The following is a 21,372-nucleotide window of genomic DNA, read 5'->3' as shown; positions in this document are numbered from 1 at the left end:
AATCTCTGCTAACCGGTGTTCCCTCAGCCCACATCAGGCGTCACCAGGTCAAAACACCATTAGGCTTTGGCCTGAAAGTCAGACCGCTGCCCCATCCCCATGTTTGGTGTTCAAAGATTGAAGCAACACGTGAGCCGTGCGCGGGGTCAGGTCATGCGCGGCCAGTTTTTCCAAAATGCGCTGTTTAAAGTCGTCTGATTGCGCAGCCCCTTGGCGCAACGTGACAATGCGATCCCCTGCAAGGAGGGTCTCAAAAGCCTCCTCAGGCGAAACCACGTCCTCAGTGGACAGGATCCGGTCCAGAACACGGGCCCGAATGCGGGCGTCATCGTCGCGCAAGGCGGACAAGACGCTCTCTTTCTGGGTCAACACGCGAGCGGCCGCAACGCGCACCATGGCATCGGTGTCGTCGTGGCAATTCCCAAGCGCTGCGCAGAGCGCGGGGTGTGTGTCAGGCGCTTGCGCCGCGTATTCCGCACAACATGCGCGAATGTTTGCATTGCGGTCTTTGAGCCCCGCCAGAAGCCGGACAGCGTCCGCCTCGGTGATGCGCAAATCATCCAGACGCGCGACCAGTGCCCGATAGGCCCCATATCGCAGTGTGTCGTCCCCCGCATGCGTCATTGCCAGAACGGCTGCGCCGCTGCGTGGGTCGCGCAGGTCCTGGAACAGTGTCAAAACAATCCGGGCCAGATCCGGAGCGATCTCTGTGGGACCTTCGATGGCCTGGCGTTTGCGGTTTTTGCCCTGTTTGCGTTCGGGGGATGGTTTGCCTTCAGCTTTGGTCTCTCTTGGGGATGCGGTTCGATTGATCTGGATTGCTTCCAGTGTCGAAACCGCTGTCTCACTTGGGGATGTTGCCACAATATCCCCTTTGTCCGACACTTTCAGCCGTGGAGCTTCGGCTGTCACCGCCACAGGGTCGGGGGTCTCCTGCGGGGGCAGCAATACGGCTTCAGCGGCGGCGGCCAGTGCCTCAACCGCGTCCTCATCCCCGTCCCTGCCCCGCGCGGCAAGGTGGCGGCCAGCTGCCGCGCGCACTTGTTGGGATGGGTTGGACAGCAGTGAAATCAAACGCTCGGTCGCAGCCTCGTCCTGCAAATCGGCCAAGGCAGATACTGCCAGAACGCGGGCCTCCAATGGTCGATCTGCTGCGCGCGCAATCTCCATCAACAAATCAAACGGTGTTGTAGGCGCCAAACGGACCCAGTTCCGGGCAACTGCGCTGACCAATGGACCATCATCCGTGCGGGCCCATGCGACCATATTCGCCAAAAGCGTTGCGTGAAAATCGGCGTTTTGCGGCCGGTCCACCAGATCCAGCGCGGCGGCCTGCACTTTTGTGGAGGGATCTGCCAAAGCTTCGATTGCAAGCTCTGGATCCGCCGCCAAACGCAACGCAGCCTGGCGCACCAGTTCCGAGGGGTCTTGTGTTGCGGCCTGCGCCAAACGCGGGTCGTGAACCGGCATATGGTTCAGGATCAATGCCCGAACCTCGGGGTTTTTATCCTGCCATAGGGCGTCGATCTGATCCACCAGGGCCATCGGATCGAGGCGTTCCAAGATTTCCAACGCGCGTTTGCGCGGCAGCCCGGTTTCCGTCTGGACAATAGCCAACAGCCAGATCAGACCGTCCTGACCCATTTGTGACAAGGCCTCAAACACCGGTTGATCCAGATTCTGGCCAAATTCATCATCACGGGCGGCCAGCATATCCGCGATTGCGTCAGAGGCACCCAAATGCCCGAGCGCGCGGATCACAGCCGCCTGCACCTCCAGCCATTCGTCCCACAGGCCCGCCTCATCTTCCCAGGCAACCTCGTCTTCGGCGCGCGACAGGGTCAGCTTGCGAAACAGCGGAATGGAGGCGTGATCCTTGAGCATGGCCAGCAGGACCACGGCGGCCAGCTTGACCTCTCGCACAGGGTCGCCGGTTAAACTGTTGCGGATGGTGTCACAGTCTTCGGGTTGGGCAAAATCCTGCAAGGCTTCCATTGCATCGCTGCGCACATCAGGGTCCTGGTCCAGCAGCGCCCCCAGCAGGGCCTGACGCACCCTGTCGTCACCTGGGGCAACTTGTGCCATGGCCTGCACGGCGTCGGTGCGGATGACATCATTTCCATCCGCAAAATGCATCAACAGGGTTGGGACGGGATCAAAGTTTTCGCCGCGTTGGGGAGACACGTGTTGCAGCATTGTGGGCCTCTTTGAGGATGAGTGAAATGTTCAATTCGTGTTTTGAAAACTGGCCCCGGCACAGGTCTGGGGAGGTTGAGACCGCCGGAGCCAGGGGGGCGATGCGCGCCCTGCCCGTTTCAGGCAAGGAGCGCACCACAAGGCCGATCAAGCGATGTCGCGACGGGCAAAGGACATAGAGCGCATCTGTGTTTTATAAGGGCTTTCACCCATTTTACGTACTTTGCCGACACCCATCTTGTAGTTGTAGTTGCCGCTGATCCAGTCCACCACGCGACCAGCCAAAGCATTGGCGGGTTGGGCGGTGTGCAGGAAGTCCATGTAGCCCATGTTCTCCTTTACAGCGGGGGTGACAATCGCCACAGCGGTGATCGCCGCTTTGGTCAGCTCGATATGGCCGTGTTCCATCAGCTTGGCGAAGTCAAAGTCATCGCCTTCGACGCCCACGATGGTGTCTTTTTGAACTGGGATCCGCTCGGAATAGACCTGCACATAGTCACCGCTTTCGATGCCGTGTTTTTCGGCAAACTCCGGGTGCAGCTCGATCCAGTTTTCCGGCCAGCGCTGCACGATGTACGGGCGGCGACGGTCATCATAGCCGGACTGCCAGCGTTCATTGATCCGGCCCGAGGTGATCCACAGCTCGTCCTCGCTCTCACGCGGTTTCAGCCATTCCCAATAAGAGCTGAACAGATCCCAAGGCGCTTTCTGAATGTTGCATTTCCCGGTCTGTGAGTTGAAGTGGGTCAGCTTCTTGTTGAACATATTGGCCCCACCCGGCCCGGTATCCGGCAGTTTGCGCGTGGTGTCATGCAGCCGTTTGGTGCCCTCCAATGTGCCATCTTCGCGCATCAGAACGGGACCTTGGATCCCATTGGTGCCGAACTCGCCCAGCTTTTGGTGCAGGGTTTTGCCTTCGCGTTTGGCGGCCACAAGAACCATGTTAAAGTCCTTGCGCGAGCCACGGGAATGGCGGGCCCCCTCCTCGATCACATCGTTGGAGTTCTGCCAATCAAAACCTTCAAAGCCCATCTTCTTGGACAGCTGCGCAATGATCCACCAATCGGGTTTTGCTTCACCCGGCGCATCATAGAACTTGGGGTAAACCCGCAAGCGCCGTTCACCATTGGCGCGGGTAAATGTGTCCTCACCCCAACCAGAAGCCGGGAAGATGATATCGGCAAACCGTGCGCCAATTGGGTCGACCAGATAGATGTCCTGGTTGATCACCACCGTGCCACCGCTGTCCGCGCGCGCTTTTAGCGTGTCGATGATCTCTTGCTTGTCAAAGGATCCGACCTGATGCGGGTTGCGCACGGTCAGCTCTTCGAATTTGGCCTGCAAGGACTGGCTGCCGCACATTGCCTGCACCCAAGTGGTGCCGATCACATGCGCCAACCGGGTGTGACCGGCCATAAAATACCGGTCTGTATCCATTGCGCGACGGCGACGGCCAGGCAGTTTCTCGGGCGATTTGTTGCGGGGATAGCCACCGCCGCGCAGGCCTCCACGCTGGTGACCGCCGGCACGGCCAATGACCTGACCGGGGCGGCCACCGGCCCCAACTGTAATGCCCAAGGCGGAAATCGCTTGGGTGTTGCCGGTGTTGTTGGACCAGTAAAACCCCTTTTCGATCATGATCGAGGTCTTGGGACGGCTGCCATCTTCGCGGGGTTTGGCCATCCATTCGGCGGCGGTATAGATCTTCTGTACGTCGATCTGCGCGATTTCAGCGGCTTTCTCGGGCACTGCATAGTCCTGCGCCATCAGCCAGTCGACCCAATCGTCAAAGCCTTTGGTCTGGAATTTGCCCCAGGTGGTGCGCCACTGCCATGGGGTGTTGCGGGTGCCCTGGCCAAAGCCTGATGAGCTTTCCCATTTGTTGTTCACCCAGTTCTTGATCCATTCTTTGTCCTGCCAGCCGTTTTCCACGATGACACGGGCAATGGCCAGAACCACCGGAAGGTCGGTGCCCGGCTGGATATCCAGAACCAAGCCGCCATTGGCTTCGGCAAAGGCGGTGCCTGCAGACCGGCGCGGGATCATAAAGATCGCCTTTTGCCCGCCCTGGATTGCCGGCATGATATAGTCGGTGAACAAGATGGTCTTGGTCTCATAAGGATCGGTGCCGCACATTAGCAATGTGTCGGCCTCTGCCCAGTCGTCATATGAGGGGCCAAAGTTATCGAACCCCGCGTCCCGGAAACCCGGCGTCGAGGTTACGTCTGACGGCGTGTCGTGGAAGGTAAAGTTCGCGGTGCGGATATTGCCAAGCGCATACTTTGTGATGGCATATGTGTTTTCCATATAGCCATAGGAAAAGGTTTTAACGCCATAGGCATTGGTGCCATGTGTTTTCAACACGTGTTTGCCAACCTCGGCTGCTATTTCCAGAGCAAAATCCCATGTCACCGGCATCAGCACGCCAAACATCCGGATCATCGGCGATTTCAGGCGGTCGCGGGTTGGGGTCTGCGGGTTATAGACCTTTTGCGCAATCGCCCCACCCCGGATCGAGCTGTTGCCCGAATAGTTCACAAATTCTGTGTCCTTGTCGGGGATGATCACCACATGGTGCGGCGCGCCGTTGTGCAGGACGATATTGTGCTGCGTGGGGGCAATCCAGGGGCCCAGCGGGCTGACCGGGAAATCCTCACCAAAGGCGTTTTGATCGGCGGCCGGGCCACCATTTTTGCCGCCTGCAACGGGCCATCGGTAGACTTTGTAGCCGCAGGCCACGATGCAGTAATCACAAGCTGTAGGGATCACCTCTGCGTCTGGCGGCGGCAGGGGGACGAATTCCTCGGGGACATAGTATGGGGTGGACATGTCTTTGTCTCCTTAACCCTGAAGATTGTCGAAACGGCCATAGATCAACCCGAACATGCCGACGGCGTAGATGTCGTCGCCGTCCACTTCGAGCAGGACCTGTGGCAGGGATTGATAGGCCTGACCCGAGATGAAGATCCCGTGGCGGGTCAGATCAAAAGTGGTCAGGTGCAAGGGGCACGGACCCAGCGCCTTGTCAGCGGCCTTATAGGTGCCCTGCAACGGCCCCCCTTGGTGGGTGCAGGTATAGTTAAAGGCCACCACATCCGCATCGGGGCCAATGCCGCCGCCCACTTTGGTGCCAAGCTTGACCAGAATGCTTTCGGCGTATTGCCCCTCGTCCGGGTATTCAAAGGACAAGGGCTCGTCGGTTTTCAACTCAGACAGCTTGCCAATCAGCTTGCGGGGATAGGTGGAGACCACGGCGGGTGTCTCAGCCTCAGAGAGGCCCGGAATACCCACCATCACCACGGTGGTGGTCAGCCCCGACGTCAGCAGAAACTGACGCCGGTTCATCAGACATTTGCGCGTGCCCGCCTTTTGGGCTTCGCCGTTCTCGCCATTGACGGCGGCGGCGATGTGCGGATCAAGATCTTTCATCTTGTCACTCCTCGTCTCAATTGAAGGCCGCAGGGGATGGCAGCGGCTCCATGGTTGGAAGGTCAGGTTCTTCGATCAGGATTTCCTCGCCCGACAGGGTCAGGAGGAAAGCCACAAGATCGGCTTTCTCATCCGCGCTCAGGCCAAGGGGCTGGATCTGATCGGATTTATTCGCGGCGAACTCGTTTACACCGCCGCCCTGGTTGTAGAACTCCACAACATCTTCGAGCGTCTCCAACATGCCGTTGTGCATGTAGGGATAGGTGTATTTGGTGTAGCGCAGCGACGGTACGCGGAACTTGCCCTTGTCGGACTTCTCCTTGGTCCGGAAATAAAGGCCGGGATCATCCTTGGTGGTGCGATACATCTCTTCGGTGGAGCCTTTGGCATAAAGCTCAAACCGGAATGTAATCTGCGCCAGCTCATCCTCTTGCCAGCCGTCATAAGCAGGCACACCAAGGTTGTAGTATTTCTCGTTGGTGAGCATCGGCCCGTCATGGCACGAGATACAGCCCGCTTTGCCAGCAAACAGCTCAAGCCCGCGGATCTCTTGTGCGTTCAAAGCGCTGTCATCACCACGCATATAGGCGTCAAATGGCGTGTCGGTCTGGTTGATCGTACGCTCAAAGGCGGCAATCGCATCATAGGCGTGGCGCACATTGGGCCAGTCATCGCCAAAGACATCCGCAAAGCGCTCCCGGTATTCCGGCACAAAGGCCAGGCGGCTTTCCATCATGTCGTCTTCGCCATTGCCCGCAACACCACCACGGGCGGCAGAACGCGCCTGGTGTTCAAGGTTGCCAGAAGATCCAGCCCAGAACAGTTTGCTGTAATAGGCCGAATTCACAATGGTCTGGCTGTTGCGCCAGTGGGTTGTGCCCGGATAACCAAACGAGATCGGTGCCTGCACGGCCCATCCTGCATCCGGCAGGTGGCACGAGGAACAGGGCATGCCGTAGTTGCCGGACAGGATCGGATCAAAGAACAGCAGTTTGCCCAGTTCAACCTTGGCGTCGCTTTGAGGGTTGGATCCGGGGATCGGTGCCTCGCCCAAGGGAGCAAGCCCTGCGGGACGTGGTGCCTCTCCCAGCGCTGGGCTGGCCAAAGCGGTCAGGCAGACGAGGATTGCGGTTGTTGTTTTCATCATGGTCCCTCTCCTCAGTTGGTTGCGTTCAGCCAGTCATTGATCAGCACGTAGTCAAAATCGTCTTCGCGCCAGACATAGGCATCGATGTCGAAGCTCTCGCCCGACATGGCTTTGAGGTATTCCACCAGATCAGACTGTTCCTGATCGCTCAGGTTCAGGGGCTTCAGGCGGTCGTCTTTCAGGGGATCATCACCGCCACCTTGGTTGTAGAAGGCCACAACCTCTTCCAGTGTTTCGAACACACCGTTGTGCATGTAAGGCGCTGTATATGTCAGCTCGCGCAAGGTCGGGGTCAGGAAGGTGCGTTTGCTGTCGTCTTCATGGGTGCGGATAAAGGCACCCAGATCTTCGCGCAGGTTCATATAGTTCTCGACACCCATGAACTTGGCATAGGTGACAAAGGCGGAATGGCGTTCGGGATCTGCCCAGATCTCCGCATTGCCAGGAACGCCGGTGTTATGGACCTGATCATCGGTATAGCGCGCGCCGGTGTGGCAGGATGCGCACTGGCCTTTGCCTTCAAACACAACCTGCCCGCGCTGGGCGGCCTCGGACAAGTCACCGGTTTCCACCGGAGCGCCGCGGGACACGATGGTTTTCATAAAGTCCATCAGCGCATTGCGAGCCCCGCCGTTTGAGGGTTCGGACATGCCAGCCGCCTTGAACATCTCCACATAAACCGGGTCTTGCTTCATGCGTTCCTGCATGATGCGCATGTCCATATTCATCAGATAGGTCTCGGTGATCATCTCACGCGCGACATCGTTCAAATTGGTGCCCAGACGACCGTCATGCATCCACGCGCCGCGGTAGCCGACGTTGGCCAGGGTTGGGGCGTTGCGGAAATGCGCAGCGCCGGTATAAGCCGCGGACAGCGCTTCGCCGTCGGTAAAGGCGCGCGCCGGGTCGTGACAGCTGGCGCAGGCAAGGCTTGCATCGCCTGACAGGCGGGTGTCGTAAAACATCCGTTTGCCCAGTTCAGCCCGCGCAGCGTCGACATCGATCGGGGGAATGGGCACCGTGTCCTGCGCGATGGCGGCCGTGCCCGCCAACAAAGCGCCCATCAAGGTGAGTGTTCGGATCATTTTGACCTCCTGTCCAGCCGATCAGCGGAATGCTGTGTGCCTGCGGGGACTGGACAGAAGGGTCAGACAAAGCTGGCCGGTGCATGCTGCACCCTGGCTTGCGTCCCGGCCGCAGGCGAGTGGCCGGGTTGTTCCACGCAATCGGTTTATCCAATCGTGAAACGCCAAGTGTTGCGGGCAGGCTTACAAAACGTTCTGAAGTGTTACGGTTTGTGACGGCGGCTTGGCCTGTGATACCGGCGGGTCCAACACGCTGCGCAATTGCTGGGCAAGACGGGCCGGATCCACGGGTTTGTCCAGCACCACCGGCGCTGGGCCTTCCACGTTGATGGCAGAGGGGGAGTATCCCGTGCAGATGATCACCGGCAGCCCCGGCCGCAGTCGCCGGATTTGTGTCGCAAGGGTTGCGCCGGACATGTCCGGCATCACCATATCCGTGATCACCGCATCAAACCGTCCGGGATCCGCTGCATATTTCTCCAGCGCAATCACGGGCGAGGTATAGGCCTCCACTCGGTAGCCCAGCCGCATCAACAGGCGCCGCCAGGTCGCCGCAATTTCGGTCTCATCATCCACCACCAGGATCCGCTCCTTGCCACGAGGCAGTTGCGCCTCTGAGCCGCTGTCCGGAACCGTTGTCAGATCCGTCGCGGGCAAGAAAATATCAAAACGTGCGCCCTGCCCTTGCACGCTGTCCACCAGCACGCGACCTCCCATCTCTTCCACCAGGCCTGCGACCACCACCAGCCCAAGCCCGGACCCTTTCCCAAGGGGTTTTGTGGTGAAAAATGGGTCAAACAGACGCCTGCGCACCTCTGCCGACATGCCGGGGCCGTTGTCTTGAATGGTCAACCGCATCCATCCTGCTTTGAGCGGTCTCAACCCATCTGGTGTTTCGGTTACGCGATGGGCCGTAAGACGCACAACGCCCTCATGAACGCCAATCGCTTCGGCTGCGTTTCGAACAATGTTCATCACAATCTGATGCAGATGGGTTGGATCGGCCAAAACGCCATGCGGACCGTCCGTCTGATCAACCTCAATCCGCAGTGTCGGCGGAACCGAAGCCCGCAGCAAGCGCTGCACTTCCTGCGTGATGACATCCAGATCAACGGGTTGGGACTGACCGGGTTCGCGCCGCGCAAAGGTCAACAATCCGCGCACCAGGCTTTGGGCACGTTTGGCTGCAATCTCGATTTGATCGATCTCACCTGCCAAATCGCTGCCCTCGGGGGCGTCGAGCGCCGCCAAATGTGCTGCCCCGATGATGGTGGTCAGGACATTGTTGAAATCATGCGCGATGCCACCCGCCAGCAGCCCCACCGCCTCAAGCTTTTGAGCCCGCGCCACCTGTTCCCGCGCCTGTCTGCGTTCGGTGATGTCTTCTCCGATGCCGACAAAACTGTGCACCTCGCCATCGGGGCCGCGCAGGGGCAAGATCAAAGTGTCGGTCCAATAGATCCCGCCGTCCTTTTTGCGATTACGAAACGTTCCATGCCAATCGCGCCCCTCCTCAAGGGCCTGGCGCAGGTCGAGGTAGGTGTCATCGCTGGTATCGCCGGACTGCAGGAACTTTGGCGATTTTCCAAAGATCTCAGCACTGCTCCAGCCGGTCACCTCCAAGAACCGCTTGTTAGCATAAAGAATTTTGGCGTTGCGATCCGTGATAATGATGGTCGCGGGGCTTTGTTCCACCACACTGGCCAAGCGATGTTCTGAGGCTTCGGCGGCGCGTCGTGCGTCCAATTCATCGGACAAGCGGTTTAACGTGTGGCCCATATCGTGAAACATCAGATATATAATGGTGCCAATGGAAATCGACGCCAGCACTAGGCCCGCGACGGAGGCAAAACCCACCGCAATAAGCGCGCGCCCCTCTTCCACAGCGGCAAACACACGCGTGGTGGAGGCAAGTCGCGCATCCGTCCAGGTTTTCTCAAGCTGTGCCAGCGCTAGCTTTGCGGCGCTGTCATCCACTTTGACCATCTGATCCAAAGCCTGCGTGCTGATACCTTCCCGCACGCCGCTTTGTGCCACTGCAAAATTCGCGTCATAAATCGCAATGGTGTCTTGCAAGATCCTGAGGGCCTTACGTTCATTTGGGTCCTGGCTATGGGCCAGATACTCTTCGATCACCGTGTTGAACTGTGTGACCTGTTGTACCGCTGTTTCCAGGTATGCAGGATCCCGCCGCAAGACGTAGTTTTTAAAATTGTGGATGATCCCGCCATACCCCAAATGCCCGCGGATTGTGCTGATCCAGACGCCTTTTTGACCAACATCACCGTTGTGATCCACCCAGCTGGCTTCGACTTCGCGAAATTTATGTTGCGTCTCCATTCCAAGGTAGACGCCCAGGCCCGATGACAGCAAGATCATCAAAAATGCCGCGATTCCAATTGCATAAAATCGTTTCGGGACTGCGATCATTTGGGCCATTTACGCTCACTGCGGTTTAAGGAATTTTCCGACAACAGTAATCGCAGCTGCAACGCAGAGGTTTGAGATGGATCAGAAAATCCTGGTTGTTGACGATGACATGCAATTAACCGCCTTTTTGTCCCGGTTTTTGGACAAACACGGGTTCAAGGTTCAGGTCGCAACATCCGGGGCGCAGGCGCGCGCCATGTTTGATCCTCATTTGGTTGATCTTCTGGTTCTGGATCTCAATCTGCCGGATGCCGATGGGTTTGATATTCTGAAAGATATTCGAAGAACCGCCAAGACGCCGGTGATTATGCTGACCGCACGGGATGAAGTGTTTGACCGGATTGTTGGTCTTGAACTGGGGGCGGATGATTATCTGACCAAACCCTATGAACCGCGCGAGTTGCTGGCGCGGATCAAGGCGGTGATGCGCCGGATGGAACCAGCCATACAGGGCAGCAGCGCCGCAGATCACTCTCATGCGCGGTTTTCTGGCCTGCACCTTGATCTCGCGAAACGCACTTTGGAGCGGGAGGACAGCAATCGGCCCATCTCATTGACTGGGGCTGAATTTGCTCTTTTGTCGGCGTTGGTTGGACGTGCGGGGCGTTTGCTCAGCCGGGATGAGATTATGGATACGCTGTATGGAAAATCAGTGACGATTACCGATCGGGCGGTGGACGCGCATATCTCTCGCCTCAGGCGCAAGATTGATCCCACGGGTGCGGATGTGTCTTTGATCCAGTCCATTCGCGGTGAAGGCTATATTCTGGCGGCAGAGGTGGAGTTGTCCTGAGGTTCGTCTTATGCTTTAAAATTGGTTTAACCTTTTGTTAAGGCGTAATAATTGCAAAAGTGAGGGGCGATCCCAGGCGGTTGGCATCGCACGAACGCAATGGCGTTAACCATAAAACCCGCCTTCAATTGCGTTTTGGATCGTCTGTGTTTACCTGAACGAAAGCTTTCAAGGCATTTGACGGTGGGTTCGGCCAGTGATTTCCATGTTTTGCATAAAAGTCGGAATGATATCGTAATGTAGAGATTTGTTTTGCATGTATGGTGCCATTTGGCACAGTTTACCCGAATATCGGGCTATGCATGCGTTGATATCTCTGAAGAAGCATTGTTGATCACTTCGAAACACGCCAACAGTTCGTTGCGAGTTTGCAAAATAGACGTGCTGACGCGCTACTCTTGGGTGTGATTTTGCAATGCCTGCTGTGTCTTGCGGTATTGCAAATCTAGTTTTGCGGTTTCGTGGCTGCATGGACCTGGGTTAACATTTACGGCTGATCTAATTACCAGACTTTGTCAGCTGTGCTGTTAACAAATGCAGGAACGCAAACCCGGTTTTGCATTCCTGCTTTGCAAAAATGTTCAATAGAACGCTTGCAGACCGGTTTGGGCCCGACCCAAAATCAAAGCATGCACGTCATGGGTGCCCTCATAAGTGTTCACCGTCTCAAGGTTGATCATGTGGCGGATCACCCCGAATTCATAACTGATGCCGTTGCCGCCATGCATATCGCGGGACATGCGCGCAATCTCAAGCGCCTTGCCGCAGTTGTTGCGCTTGATCAATGAGATCATTTCAGGCGCTGCATTGGCCTCATCCATCAAACGCCCGACCCGTAATGAGGCCTGCAGTCCCAAGGTGATCTCGGTTTGCATATTCGCAAGCTTCAGCTGGAAGATCTGTGTGTTTGCCAGCGGACGGCCAAATTGGATCCGGTCCAACCCATATTGGCGCGCAGAATGCCAGCAGGCCTCTGCTGCACCCATTGTACCCCAAGAGATCCCGTAACGCGCGCGGTTCAAACATCCAAAGGGACCTTTCAGCCCTTGTACATTGGGCAACAGTGCCTCTTCGCCGACTTCGACATTGTCCATGACAATCTCGCCAGTGATGGATGCGCGCAGCGAGGCTTTGTTGGCGATTTTTGGTGCGCTCAAACCTTTGGTGCCTTTGTCGAGCACAAAGCCACGGATCTTACCGCCATGCGCATCTGATTTGGCCCAAACTACAAAAACATCGGCAATCGGCGCGTTTGAAATCCACATTTTCGACCCGGTCAGACGATATCCACCCTCGATCTTTTCGGCCCGGGTCTTCATCGATGCAGGATCTGACCCCGCGTCGGGTTCGGTCAGGCCAAAACAGCCGATCCATTCACCGCTGGCCAGTTTCGGAAGGTACTTCTGCCGCTGCGCCTGGCTTCCGTATGCGTAAATGGGATAGATCACCAAGGAGCTTTGAACCGACATCATGGAGCGGTAGCCGGAGTCCACCCGTTCGATCTCCCGTGCGACCAGACCATAGGCAACGTAGCCCGCGCCAAGCCCGCCATATTCTTCGGGCAGGGTCACGCCCAACAGCCCCATCTCGCCCATCTCTTTGAAAATGGCAGGGTCGGTTGTCTCTTCCTCAAAGGCGTCCAGGACACGCGGGGCCAGCTTTTCCTCGGCATAGGCGCGTGCAGAAGCCGCGATCATCCGCTCTTCTTCGCTTAACTGGTCCTCCAGACGAAAGGCATCGTCCCAGGTGAACTTGCCCAGATCAGGGGCATCTTTGGCGCGCAGCGTAGGTTTGTCGTCAAGCATAGGGAAGCTCCGATGGGAAAATTAACGTTGTCGCAAGGGTAACCCGACAAAGGCGCAATTAAAAACGAGACTTTGGCTGATTTGTATGAGCATATGTCATACATGGTAGCTCCTCGACGATATTTCCCCTCTATGGCGGCCCTGCGCGCGGTTGAAGCCTTGGATCGGTTGGGCAGCGCGTCAGCGGCGGCCGGCGATCTTAATCTGACCCAAGGGGCCATCAGCCGACAGCTTCAATCGCTGGAAGCGCAAATGGGGGTGGATCTGGTGGATCGTAGTCAGAAACAGCTGCGGCTGACGGATCGGGCTGGGGATTTTGCGGCAGAGATCCGTCAGGCTTTGACAACAATTGCGCAGGCGACCCACAATCTGGTTCAGGAGCCCGTGGCAGGAACCCTGCATCTGGCAATTTTACCGGCCTTTGGCATGCGGTGGTTGATGCCCCGCCTGCCCGACTTTGCCCGGCTGCATCCGGATGTGACGATCAATATGGCGACGCGACTGCAACCGTTTTCCTTTGCAACCGAGAGCTTTGACGCAGCACTTCACTACGGTCGCGCACGGGATTGGCCCCATAGTGAAGGTATGCTTTTGCGCCATGAACAATTGTTGCCCGTGTGTTCGCCAGACTTCTTTGCGGGGCGCAACTTGAACGGCCCGCAGGACCTTGCCAGCTGCCCCTTGCTGCATATTCAGACGCGTCCCACCGCCTGGAAGGAATGGTTTGCCGCTGTTGGTGTGCCGATTGATCAGCCATTGGATGGGGCGGTGTTTGATCAGTTTGCGACGATCAGCCAGGCCGCACAGCATGGGATGGGTGTTGCCCTGATGCCGGATTATTTGGTGGAGCAGGATGTGGCGACCGGTCGGCTTGTGGCGCTTTATGATCGTGCGATTGAGACCGGAGGGGCCTATTACCTGATGTGGGCACGTGGCAATAATCGGCATCCTGGATTGACAAAGTTCCGCGACTGGCTGGCACCTCAGGCCCAAGCAGAGGATCCGCTGCCCCGATGAGGCAACGGATCAAAGGTTTTAACCCAGCGCGTAGCCAGCACCCCGGACAGTACGCACGGGATCCGCGCCACCATGTTGGGTCAGAGCTTTACGCAAACGGCCAATATGGACGTCAACCGTGCGAGTATCCACATAGATGTCACGCCCCCAGACCCGGTCCAGCAGCTGTTCGCGGCTCCAGACCCGGCCCGGCTTTTCCATAAAGGTCGACAGCAGGCGAAACTCGGTTGGTCCGAGCTTCAGAGGCTTTTCACTGCGGCTGACCTTGTGGGTTTCAGAATCGAGGATGATATCCTCAAACTCCAATCGCATCCCAACCGTTGCCGGACGGACGCGGCGCAGTTGCGTCCGCACCCGGGCCATCAATTCGATCACGGAATAGGGTTTGACCACATAATCATCGGCACCGGTTTCAAGGCCGCGGACCTTGTCCACCTCCTCGGATCGGGCTGACAACATGATGATCGGGATGGAACGTGTATCTGGGCGGGTTTTTAGACGACGGCAAACCTCAATCCCGCTGAGGTTCGGCATCATCCAGTCCAGAACAATGATATCCGGCGTATCTTCGTCGACGATCAACAGCGCTTCTTCGCCGTTTTCCGCTTTTACGACCCGGAAGCCATCGGCTTCCAGGTTATAGGCAAGGACCTCACGTTGTGCGAGCTCGTCTTCGACGACCAGAACAGTTGGCTGATCGGCTGACATTCAATTAACCCTCCTGGGGTGCAGTCGAAGTGGTGTCGCCTTTGACCCGCTCTTCGGCAGGAGTTTCACCAGCCACCACATAGATCACCTGTTCGGCAATCGCGGTCACGTGGTCCCCCATACGTTCGATGTTCTTGGCGATGAAATGCAGGTGCATGCACGGTGTGATGTTCTGTGGGTTTTCCATCATATAGGTCAGGAATTCCCGGAACATCGCGTTGTACATCTGGTCGACATCAAGATCGCGGTTGATCACGTCTTGCGCCAGTTCTGCATCGCGTTGAACATGGGCGTCCAAGGCGTCCTTGAGCATCAGTTCAACTTCGCGGGCCATCCGGCGCAGGGCTGCGCCGCTGTCCAGGATGTGGCCAGTCTGTGCCAGAACACCCGTCCGTTTGGCGATGTTTTTCGCATAATCCCCAACCCGTTCCAGGTTAGAGGCGATCTTCATAACCGAGAGGATCAGACGCAGGTCCACGGCTGTTGGCGACCGCAGAGCGATCACCCGTGCCGCTTCGGAATTGATGATCTCTTCGAGACCATCAATTGCCGCGTCATTTTCCAGGACTTTCTGTGCCAGTTCTTCGTCGCGGGTTTCCAACGCGCTTGCGGCTTCCATAATTGCCGCTTCAACCAAGCCACCCATTTTCATGATCTGGGCTTGCATCGCCTCAAGATCACGGTCGAAGGCCGATGTTATGTGTTGCTCGTCCATGTAATTTCCTAACCTTAACCAATGCGACCCGTAATATAGGCTTCGGTGCGCGGATCTTCGGGGTTGGTGAAGATCTGACCGGTGTGGCCAAATTCAACCAAAGTGCCCAGGTGGAAGAACGCTGTCTTCTGGCTGACACGCGCGGCCTGCTGCATGGAGTGTGTAACAATCACAACCGAATAGCGCTCGCGCAGCTCGTCGATCAGCTCTTCGACCTGTGCCGTTGCGATCGGGTCGAGCGCTGAACAAGGTTCGTCCATCAGCAGAACTTCCGGCTCGGTTGCGACGGCGCGCGCGATGCACAGACGCTGCTGCTGACCACCCGAAAGACCCGTGCCTGGCTTGTCCAGACGGTCCTTGACCTCTTCCCAGATCGCACCGCGACGCAGCGCGCTCTCGACGATTTCATCCAGTTCGGCTTTGGATTTCGCCAGGCCGTGGATGCGCGGGCCATAGGCCACGTTGTCATAGATCGACTTTGGGAATGGGTTTGGCTTTTGGAACACCATACCCACCTTGGCGCGCAGCTGAACCGGATCAACGCGTTTGTCATAGATGTCTTCGCCGTCCAGCAGGATGTTGCCAGTGACGCTACAGACGTCGATGGTGTCATTCATGCGGTTCAGACACCGCAGGAATGTGGACTTACCGCAGCCCGACGGGCCGATGAATGCGGTGACAGTCTTGTCTTCGATTTCGACGTTCACGTCTTTGATGGCATGTGCCTCACCGTAGTGAACATTGACGTCTTTTGCTGCGATTTTGGTTTCTTTTTGTTCCACGGCTCTGTCCGTAAATTGCATATCGTTCATGGCAGTGTCCTCCAATTACCAGCGACGCTCAAAGCGACGACGCAGGATGACGGCGAGTGTGTTCATTGTAACAAGGAACACGAGCAGGATGATGATGCCACCCCAGGCACGTTCATAGAACGCAGGGTCAGCACGTTTCGCCCATTCATAGATCTGGGCAGGCATGGCCGAGTTCGGGGCCAGAAGGCCATCAACCAGTGTTTCTGGTGGGTTGGAGGCGATAAAGCCAACCATACCAATCAGAAGCAGCGGTGCGGTCTCGCCCAAGGCTTGTGCGAGGCCGATAATGGTGCCGGTGAGGATACCAGGAGCAGCCAGCGGCAGAACGTGGTGGAACACGGACTGCATCTTGGACGCCCCGACACCCAGTGCCGCATCACGGATCGACGGTGGAACCGCCTTCAGCGACGCGCGGGTCGAGATGATGATGGTCGGCAGGGTCATCAGCGTCAGCACCAGACCACCCACCAGCGGCGCAGAGGTCGGCAGGTGCATATAGTTGATGAATACGGCCAGGCCCAGGATACCAAACACGATCGACGGAACCGCAGCGAGGTTTGAGATATTGACCTCGATGATGTCAGTCAGACGGTTCTTGGGCGCGAACTCTTCCAAGTAGATCGAGGCCGCAACACCAATGGGCAGCGCAAGCGCCAGAACCACCAGCATCATGGACAAAGACCCCAGCATCGCAACACCGATACCCGCAGCCTCGGGACGTTGGTCCGAAGCGTCAGCACCCAGAATGAAGTCAGCGTTGAAGGTTTTGACGATCACACCGGCATCCACCAGTTGGTCTACCAGCTCCAGCTGCTCAACCGAGATTGCTTTGTCGTTTTCAATGCTCTCCCGGGTTACGCGACCTTTAAGGTAGCCGTCGACACGGCTTTGCGCCAGAAAGCGGAACTCAACCGTTTCGCCGATCTTGTCCGGGTTGGTAGTCACATATTCACGCAGTTGGCCCACCGCGCCTTTGGACAGGATCCCTTCCAGGTCTTTGCCTTTCATATCGGTTTCGATGCCGATCTCAGCCAGTTTGGCTTCCATGGCCCCCCGGATCAGCGGGTTATAGCCAAAGGTCGTGACCTTTTTGATGTCATCAAGATCACGGTTGCCTTTTTTGTCCAGCTTGCTTTCCAGCAGCTCAACATTCAAAGTGACAAAGGTCTGCTGGAAGGCACCGGTGCCTTTGCCGATGATGTTGGTGACCAAGACGATCAGCATCATCAGACCCACCGCAATCGCGGCGATCCCATAGGCGCGGAACCGTTTCTCTGCAGCGTTGCGCGCCTTGGTCCGCGGCGTCAAGGCCAGCAAGGATGTTTTGGATGTATCCGACATTATTCGTACTGCTCCCGGTATTTGCGCACGATATAAAGCGCGAGAACGTTCAGACCCAGCGTCAGGACAAAGAGTGTCAGACCCAGTGCAAAGGCCACCAGAGTTTCAGGCGACGCAAAGTCGGTGTCCCCTGTCAGCTGGCTCACGATACGGGTGGTAATTGTGGTCATGCTTTCCAGCGGGTTGGCCGAGAACTTGGCAATCGCGCCCGCCCCCATAACCACGATCATGGTTTCACCAATGGCGCGGGACGCGGCCAAGAGGATCGCACCAACGATACCCGGAAGCGCTGCAGGCATAACAACCTGGCGGATTGTTTCCGACTTGGTCGCGCCCAGACCGAGCGAGCCATCGCGCATGGACTGCGGAACCGCGTTGATGATGTCATCCGACAGAGAGGACACAAACGGGATCAGCATGATGCCCATAACCACGCCCGCCGTCAGAACCGATGTCGCACCGGCCATCCATTCCACACCCAGCGCGCCACCTTTACCAAAGGTGTTCACCAGCAGCGGACCAACAGTCAGCAATGCAAACAGACCGTAAACGATGGTTGGGATACCCGCGAGGATCTCCAACAGCGGTTTGGCAAAGGACCGAACCGCGTTGTTGGCATATTCCGACAGGTAGATCGCTGCAAACAGACCCACAGGAACCGCAACCAGCAACGCAATGAACGAGATGTAGAGCGTGCCCCACAGAAGCGGCAGGATCGACAGTTCCGAGTCCCCGCGAAAGTTTGGAGCCCAGGTGCCGCCAAGGAAGAAGTCTGACGCGTTGTGCAGCTTGAAGAAGTTGATTGTCTCAAAGAACATCGACAAAACAATGCCGATGGTGGTCAAGATCGCCAGAGACGCGGCCAGGATCAACAGGGACAAGACGCCCTTTTCGACCACGTTGCGCGCGCGGAAATCTTTGTGCGTCTGCATGTAGGACCAGGCAAACCCGACAATTGCGAGTACCCCGATGACAATCCCCATCATGCGGTTTCCGGTTTTGCTCATGACCCGGTACCGTTGGGCCGCGCGCAAAACTTCGGGGCGCACGTCAGCACCCAAAGCCACGCCAACTTCGCCCAGGCGTCCACGAACGTCTGTAAATTCAGTGCGGAGCGAGCGTGCGTCATCAGCCGACAAAGCACCGCGGGCAACCGCGATATCCAGACCTTCGGCGACGCGACGGACGTCGCTCATGACCAGACCCAATGTGGGACGATCAGGCGCCATCTCGTCGGGGATCATTTTGGACACGCGAGATTCAATAAACATAGGCTGCACAAGCAGCCAAATGGCCAAAGCCCCGAGGGCAGGAACCAATGTGGTGAAGGCTACGTTATGCCCATAGTAGGAGGGCAGCGAATGAAGTTCTTTTGCGTCTCCACCTGCCGTCGACAACGCCCTTTGACGCCCGACGACAAAACCGGCAACCGCCAGCAAAAGGAGAGAAGCAACGAGCCAAAGAGTGGGCATTTAAAGCTCCGTTTTCGGAAACCGACAGAAGGATCTGTTGCAGGAAAAAAGTTGGCCGGGGCAGGTCACCCTACCCCGGCCACTATCTTAGGTGCGCGGGGCGAGCTTAGGAGTTGCCGCCCAGAACCGCTTCTGCGGAAACTGCTTCCTGAGTTTTAACCAGCTCAGGGTCAGCAACCAGACCGTACTCGGACAGCGGGCCGTCGGAGCCAGCAACTTCGTCAGATACGAAGAACTCAGCGTATTCTTTCAGGCCAGGGATCACGCCGATGTGTGCTTTCTTCACGTAGAAGAACAGCGGACGGGATACAGGGTACTCACCGGTCGCGATGGACTCGGTGGAAGGAACGATACCGGACATAGTTGCAACTTGCAGCTTGTCGGTGTTGTTCTCATAGAAAGCCAGGCCGAAGACGCCGATGCCGTCTTTGTTGCTTTCGATGCGCGCCAGGGTCTCGGTGTAGTCGCCGTCGATGTCAACGGAAACGCCATCGGTACGCAGAGCGATACATGCTTTTTCAGCAGCTTTTTTCTTGGCTTTGTCGCTGTCGCCTTCTGCGTTGTGCAGGAATGCTTCGAACGCGCCAGTTGCTTCACAGCCAGCCAGGATCACTTTGTCTTCGAAAACTTCACGGGTGCCGTGCTTGGTACCCGGGATGAAGGCTTGGATGTCTTGCGCAGGGAAGTCTGCGTTAACGTCGGCCCAAGTTTTGTTCGGGTTGTCAACCAGTTTGCCGTCAACCAGAACTTTGTCGGACAGAGCCAGGAACCAGTCGGTCGGGGTGTAAGCGAATTCGTTGCCGTTGATGTCGGAAGCGAAAACGATGCCATCATAACCGATGCGCACTTCGATGATGTCGGTAACACCAGCTTCGGCACATGCTTTGATTTCTTTTTCTTTGATCGCGCGAGATGCGTTTGCAACGTCGATGGTGTTTTCGCCAACACCTTCACAGAAGCGCTTCAGGCCAGCGGAAGAACCACCGGATTCAACAACCGGAGTTGGGAAGTCGAAGTTTTCGCCAAATGCTTCAGCAACGATAGAAGCGTAAGGCAGAACGGTGGACGAACCAGCAACCTGCACTTGGTCGCGAGCTGCTGCTGCAGTTGCGGATACGGCTGCAATTGCCAGCGCGGATGCGGTCAGTTTCACAAAGGACATATCTGTCTCCATGAGTAAGAGTTTTTTTTCGATCACCCCCACGATGATCTGTGGGACGTGGTAAGCGGGCCACATGAGCCTTTTGTGACAGGTATGTAACAGCTATATGACAATGGGCGTGGTTTGCTAAAAAAAACCACTGATTGTGAGAATCAGTGGTTACGACCTTTGAAAAGGGAAATTTCGCAAGTATGATTTAACATATTCAACATAAAGGCAAAATCACTGTAAAGACCGAGCCTTTGCCAACATGGCTTTCAACCCGCATCCGGCCGCGGTGCCGGTTTACGATATGTTTGACAATTGCCAGTCCAAGGCCGGTCCCGCCCATTTCTCGGGATCTGTGACTATCGGCGCGGTAGAACCGTTCTGTCAGCCGTGGCAGATGCACCGGGTCAATTCCGGGGCCATTGTCGATAACCTGAATACGTGCTGCTGCGGCCCGCACAGCCGGGTCCCGTTCCGACGCGTGCAGCCGCAGCTCTACCTTGTCGCCACCGTATTTAATCGCGTTTTCGACCAGATTGGTGAACACTTGTTGCAGCTGATCCGGGTCACCTTTGACGGTGATCCCCTCTTCGGGCACATACAGTTCCAATACCGTGCCCTGTGCCGCGGCCAGAGGTTCCAGCGTCTTGATGGTTGAAGCCAAGCGCCCGTTCAGGTCCACGTCTTCCTTGGGGCGCACCCGCTCTTCGCTTTCAACCCGGTTGAGAGACAGAAGATCGCCGACCAGACGATTCATCCGGTTGGCTTCACCTTCCATAATGTCCAAAAACCGATCCCGAGCCTTGGCATCATCTCGTGCAGGACCCCGAAGCGTTTCAATGAACCCCATCAGAGCCGTCAAAGGCGTGCGCAACTCGTGGCTGACATTGGCGACAAAATCCCGCCGCATCTGGCTGGCCTGTTCACGGTCAGTGACATCCACAAAGCTCAGCAGCGCAGCGCCGCCATTAACCGCTCCGATCCCTGGCACATAACGCAAGGTGACATCGAAACTTGTGTCTTGGGCACCATCATTGGACAGGTGGCGGGCCGACTTGGGGGCACGGTCATGCAGGCAGCCTTCGATCGCGGCAATCACCTGAGGTTGGCGCAGAATGGTCGCAAAGTGACGACCGACAATCGCGTTCCCCAGCAAGGAGATCGCCGAAGAATTCGCGCCAATCATGCGCTCGCTTTGATCAATTAACAGGGCCGGCTGTGGGATCGCATCCAAGAAACCGCGGATCAGATCGTCAGACATAACATACATCC

16 protein-coding genes are annotated in these 21,372 nt (G+C 57.0%); 2 read left to right on the top strand and 14 right to left on the bottom strand.

Going from position 1 to position 21,372, the window contains the following annotated elements; genetic code table 11:
* Positions 1 to 78: 78 nt before the first annotated feature.
* From GFB49_RS01580 to GFB49_RS01555, 6 genes are all read right to left on the bottom strand, one after another.
* On the bottom strand, positions 79 to 2,196 hold the full coding sequence (locus tag GFB49_RS01580) for a HEAT repeat domain-containing protein (RefSeq protein WP_153214047.1): 2,118 nt from the start codon (positions 2,194 to 2,196) through the stop codon (positions 79 to 81).
* 147 nt (positions 2,197 to 2,343) lie between these two features.
* On the bottom strand, positions 2,344 to 5,025 hold the full coding sequence (locus tag GFB49_RS01575) for an arsenate reductase (azurin) large subunit (RefSeq protein ID WP_153214046.1): 2,682 nt from the start codon (positions 5,023 to 5,025) through the stop codon (positions 2,344 to 2,346).
* Between the two features lie 12 nt (positions 5,026 to 5,037).
* Complete coding sequence (locus GFB49_RS01570) at positions 5,038 to 5,625, bottom strand: arsenate reductase (azurin) small subunit (protein ID WP_153214045.1); 588 nt, start codon at positions 5,623 to 5,625, stop codon at positions 5,038 to 5,040.
* Between the two features lie 16 nt (positions 5,626 to 5,641).
* Entirely contained in the window at positions 5,642 to 6,772 is a 1,131-nt protein-coding gene (locus GFB49_RS01565) for a cytochrome-c peroxidase (RefSeq protein WP_246149568.1), read from the bottom strand.
* Between the two features lie 11 nt (positions 6,773 to 6,783).
* Positions 6,784 to 7,857, bottom strand: a complete 1,074-nt coding sequence (locus GFB49_RS01560; protein ID WP_153214044.1) for a cytochrome-c peroxidase — start codon at positions 7,855 to 7,857, stop codon at positions 6,784 to 6,786.
* Between the two features lie 183 nt (positions 7,858 to 8,040).
* Complete coding sequence (locus GFB49_RS01555) at positions 8,041 to 10,296, bottom strand: hybrid sensor histidine kinase/response regulator (RefSeq protein ID WP_153214043.1); 2,256 nt, start codon at positions 10,294 to 10,296, stop codon at positions 8,041 to 8,043.
* A gap of 67 nt (positions 10,297 to 10,363) precedes the next feature.
* Between GFB49_RS01555 and GFB49_RS01550 the strand changes: the two genes are divergently transcribed.
* Positions 10,364 to 11,080, top strand: a complete 717-nt coding sequence (locus GFB49_RS01550) for a response regulator (RefSeq protein ID WP_153214042.1) — start codon at positions 10,364 to 10,366, stop codon at positions 11,078 to 11,080.
* A gap of 581 nt (positions 11,081 to 11,661) precedes the next feature.
* Here GFB49_RS01550 and GFB49_RS01545 read toward each other — a convergent pair.
* Complete coding sequence (locus GFB49_RS01545; RefSeq protein WP_153214041.1) at positions 11,662 to 12,885, bottom strand: acyl-CoA dehydrogenase; 1,224 nt, start codon at positions 12,883 to 12,885, stop codon at positions 11,662 to 11,664.
* A 102-nt stretch (positions 12,886 to 12,987) separates the two neighbouring features.
* Between GFB49_RS01545 and GFB49_RS01540 the strand changes: the two genes are divergently transcribed.
* Positions 12,988 to 13,902 (top strand): LysR family transcriptional regulator, encoded by a 915-nt coding sequence (locus tag GFB49_RS01540; protein ID WP_153214040.1) that lies wholly within the window; start codon positions 12,988 to 12,990, stop codon positions 13,900 to 13,902.
* 18 nt (positions 13,903 to 13,920) lie between these two features.
* On the opposite strand, the gene phoB is transcribed toward GFB49_RS01540, so the two are convergent.
* The 7 genes from phoB to GFB49_RS01505 form a co-directional block, all read right to left on the bottom strand.
* On the bottom strand, positions 13,921 to 14,610 hold the full coding sequence (phoB, locus tag GFB49_RS01535) for a phosphate regulon transcriptional regulator PhoB (protein ID WP_153214039.1): 690 nt from the start codon (positions 14,608 to 14,610) through the stop codon (positions 13,921 to 13,923).
* Positions 14,611 to 14,614: 4 nt separating this feature from the next.
* Positions 14,615 to 15,325 (bottom strand): phosphate signaling complex protein PhoU, encoded by a 711-nt coding sequence (gene phoU, locus GFB49_RS01530; RefSeq protein ID WP_153214038.1) that lies wholly within the window; start codon positions 15,323 to 15,325, stop codon positions 14,615 to 14,617.
* Positions 15,326 to 15,339: 14 nt separating this feature from the next.
* On the bottom strand, positions 15,340 to 16,137 hold the full coding sequence (pstB, locus tag GFB49_RS01525; protein WP_153214037.1) for a phosphate ABC transporter ATP-binding protein PstB: 798 nt from the start codon (positions 16,135 to 16,137) through the stop codon (positions 15,340 to 15,342).
* Positions 16,138 to 16,152: 15 nt separating this feature from the next.
* Positions 16,153 to 17,478 (bottom strand): phosphate ABC transporter permease PstA, encoded by a 1,326-nt coding sequence (gene pstA, locus GFB49_RS01520; RefSeq protein WP_153214036.1) that lies wholly within the window; start codon positions 17,476 to 17,478, stop codon positions 16,153 to 16,155.
* Positions 17,478 to 18,950, bottom strand: a complete 1,473-nt coding sequence (pstC, locus tag GFB49_RS01515) for a phosphate ABC transporter permease subunit PstC (protein ID WP_153214035.1) — start codon at positions 18,948 to 18,950, stop codon at positions 17,478 to 17,480. The genes pstA and pstC overlap by 1 nt, the downstream gene beginning before the upstream one ends.
* A gap of 106 nt (positions 18,951 to 19,056) precedes the next feature.
* Entirely contained in the window at positions 19,057 to 20,112 is a 1,056-nt protein-coding gene (locus GFB49_RS01510) for a substrate-binding domain-containing protein (protein ID WP_153214034.1), read from the bottom strand.
* 205 nt (positions 20,113 to 20,317) lie between these two features.
* Positions 20,318 to 21,361 carry a sensor histidine kinase gene (locus GFB49_RS01505; RefSeq protein WP_153214033.1) on the bottom strand — a complete coding sequence of 348 codons (1,044 nt, stop codon included), beginning with the start codon at positions 21,359 to 21,361 and terminating at the stop codon, positions 20,318 to 20,320.
* Between the last annotated feature and the right edge of the window lie 11 nt (positions 21,362 to 21,372).

The organism is Tritonibacter litoralis, assembly GCF_009496005.1.
Lineage (GTDB): Bacteria > Pseudomonadota > Alphaproteobacteria > Rhodobacterales > Rhodobacteraceae > Epibacterium > Epibacterium litoralis.
Note: the sequence above shows the minus strand (reverse complement) of the source record. Positions and strands in the feature narration are given on the sequence as shown.

What these genes read in the sequence shown, in the direction of transcription:
- GFB49_RS01545 (WP_153214041.1), bottom strand. Translation starts at nt 12,885, where the DNA reads ATGCTTGACGACAAACCTACGCTGCGCGCCAAAGATGCCCCTGATCTG.
- pstB (WP_153214037.1), bottom strand. Translation starts at nt 16,137, where the DNA reads ATGAACGATATGCAATTTACGGACAGAGCCGTGGAACAAAAAGAAACC.
- GFB49_RS01555 (WP_153214043.1), bottom strand. Translation starts at nt 10,296, where the DNA reads ATGGCCCAAATGATCGCAGTCCCGAAACGATTTTATGCAATTGGAATC.
- GFB49_RS01540 (WP_153214040.1), top strand. Translation starts at nt 12,988, where the DNA reads ATGGTAGCTCCTCGACGATATTTCCCCTCTATGGCGGCCCTGCGCGCG.
- GFB49_RS01560 (WP_153214044.1), bottom strand. Translation starts at nt 7,857, where the DNA reads ATGATCCGAACACTCACCTTGATGGGCGCTTTGTTGGCGGGCACGGCC.
- phoB (WP_153214039.1), bottom strand. Translation starts at nt 14,610, where the DNA reads ATGTCAGCCGATCAGCCAACTGTTCTGGTCGTCGAAGACGAGCTCGCA.
- GFB49_RS01505 (WP_153214033.1), bottom strand. Translation starts at nt 21,361, where the DNA reads ATGTCTGACGATCTGATCCGCGGTTTCTTGGATGCGATCCCACAGCCG.
- GFB49_RS01575 (WP_153214046.1), bottom strand. Translation starts at nt 5,025, where the DNA reads ATGTCCACCCCATACTATGTCCCCGAGGAATTCGTCCCCCTGCCGCCG.
- GFB49_RS01565 (WP_246149568.1), bottom strand. Translation starts at nt 6,772, where the DNA reads ATGATGAAAACAACAACCGCAATCCTCGTCTGCCTGACCGCTTTGGCC.
- pstA (WP_153214036.1), bottom strand. Translation starts at nt 17,478, where the DNA reads ATGTCGGATACATCCAAAACATCCTTGCTGGCCTTGACGCCGCGGACC.
- phoU (WP_153214038.1), bottom strand. Translation starts at nt 15,325, where the DNA reads ATGGACGAGCAACACATAACATCGGCCTTCGACCGTGATCTTGAGGCG.
- GFB49_RS01550 (WP_153214042.1), top strand. Translation starts at nt 10,364, where the DNA reads ATGGATCAGAAAATCCTGGTTGTTGACGATGACATGCAATTAACCGCC.
- GFB49_RS01570 (WP_153214045.1), bottom strand. Translation starts at nt 5,625, where the DNA reads ATGAAAGATCTTGATCCGCACATCGCCGCCGCCGTCAATGGCGAGAAC.
- pstC (WP_153214035.1), bottom strand. Translation starts at nt 18,950, where the DNA reads ATGCCCACTCTTTGGCTCGTTGCTTCTCTCCTTTTGCTGGCGGTTGCC.
- GFB49_RS01580 (WP_153214047.1), bottom strand. Translation starts at nt 2,196, where the DNA reads ATGCTGCAACACGTGTCTCCCCAACGCGGCGAAAACTTTGATCCCGTC.
- GFB49_RS01510 (WP_153214034.1), bottom strand. Translation starts at nt 20,112, where the DNA reads ATGTCCTTTGTGAAACTGACCGCATCCGCGCTGGCAATTGCAGCCGTA.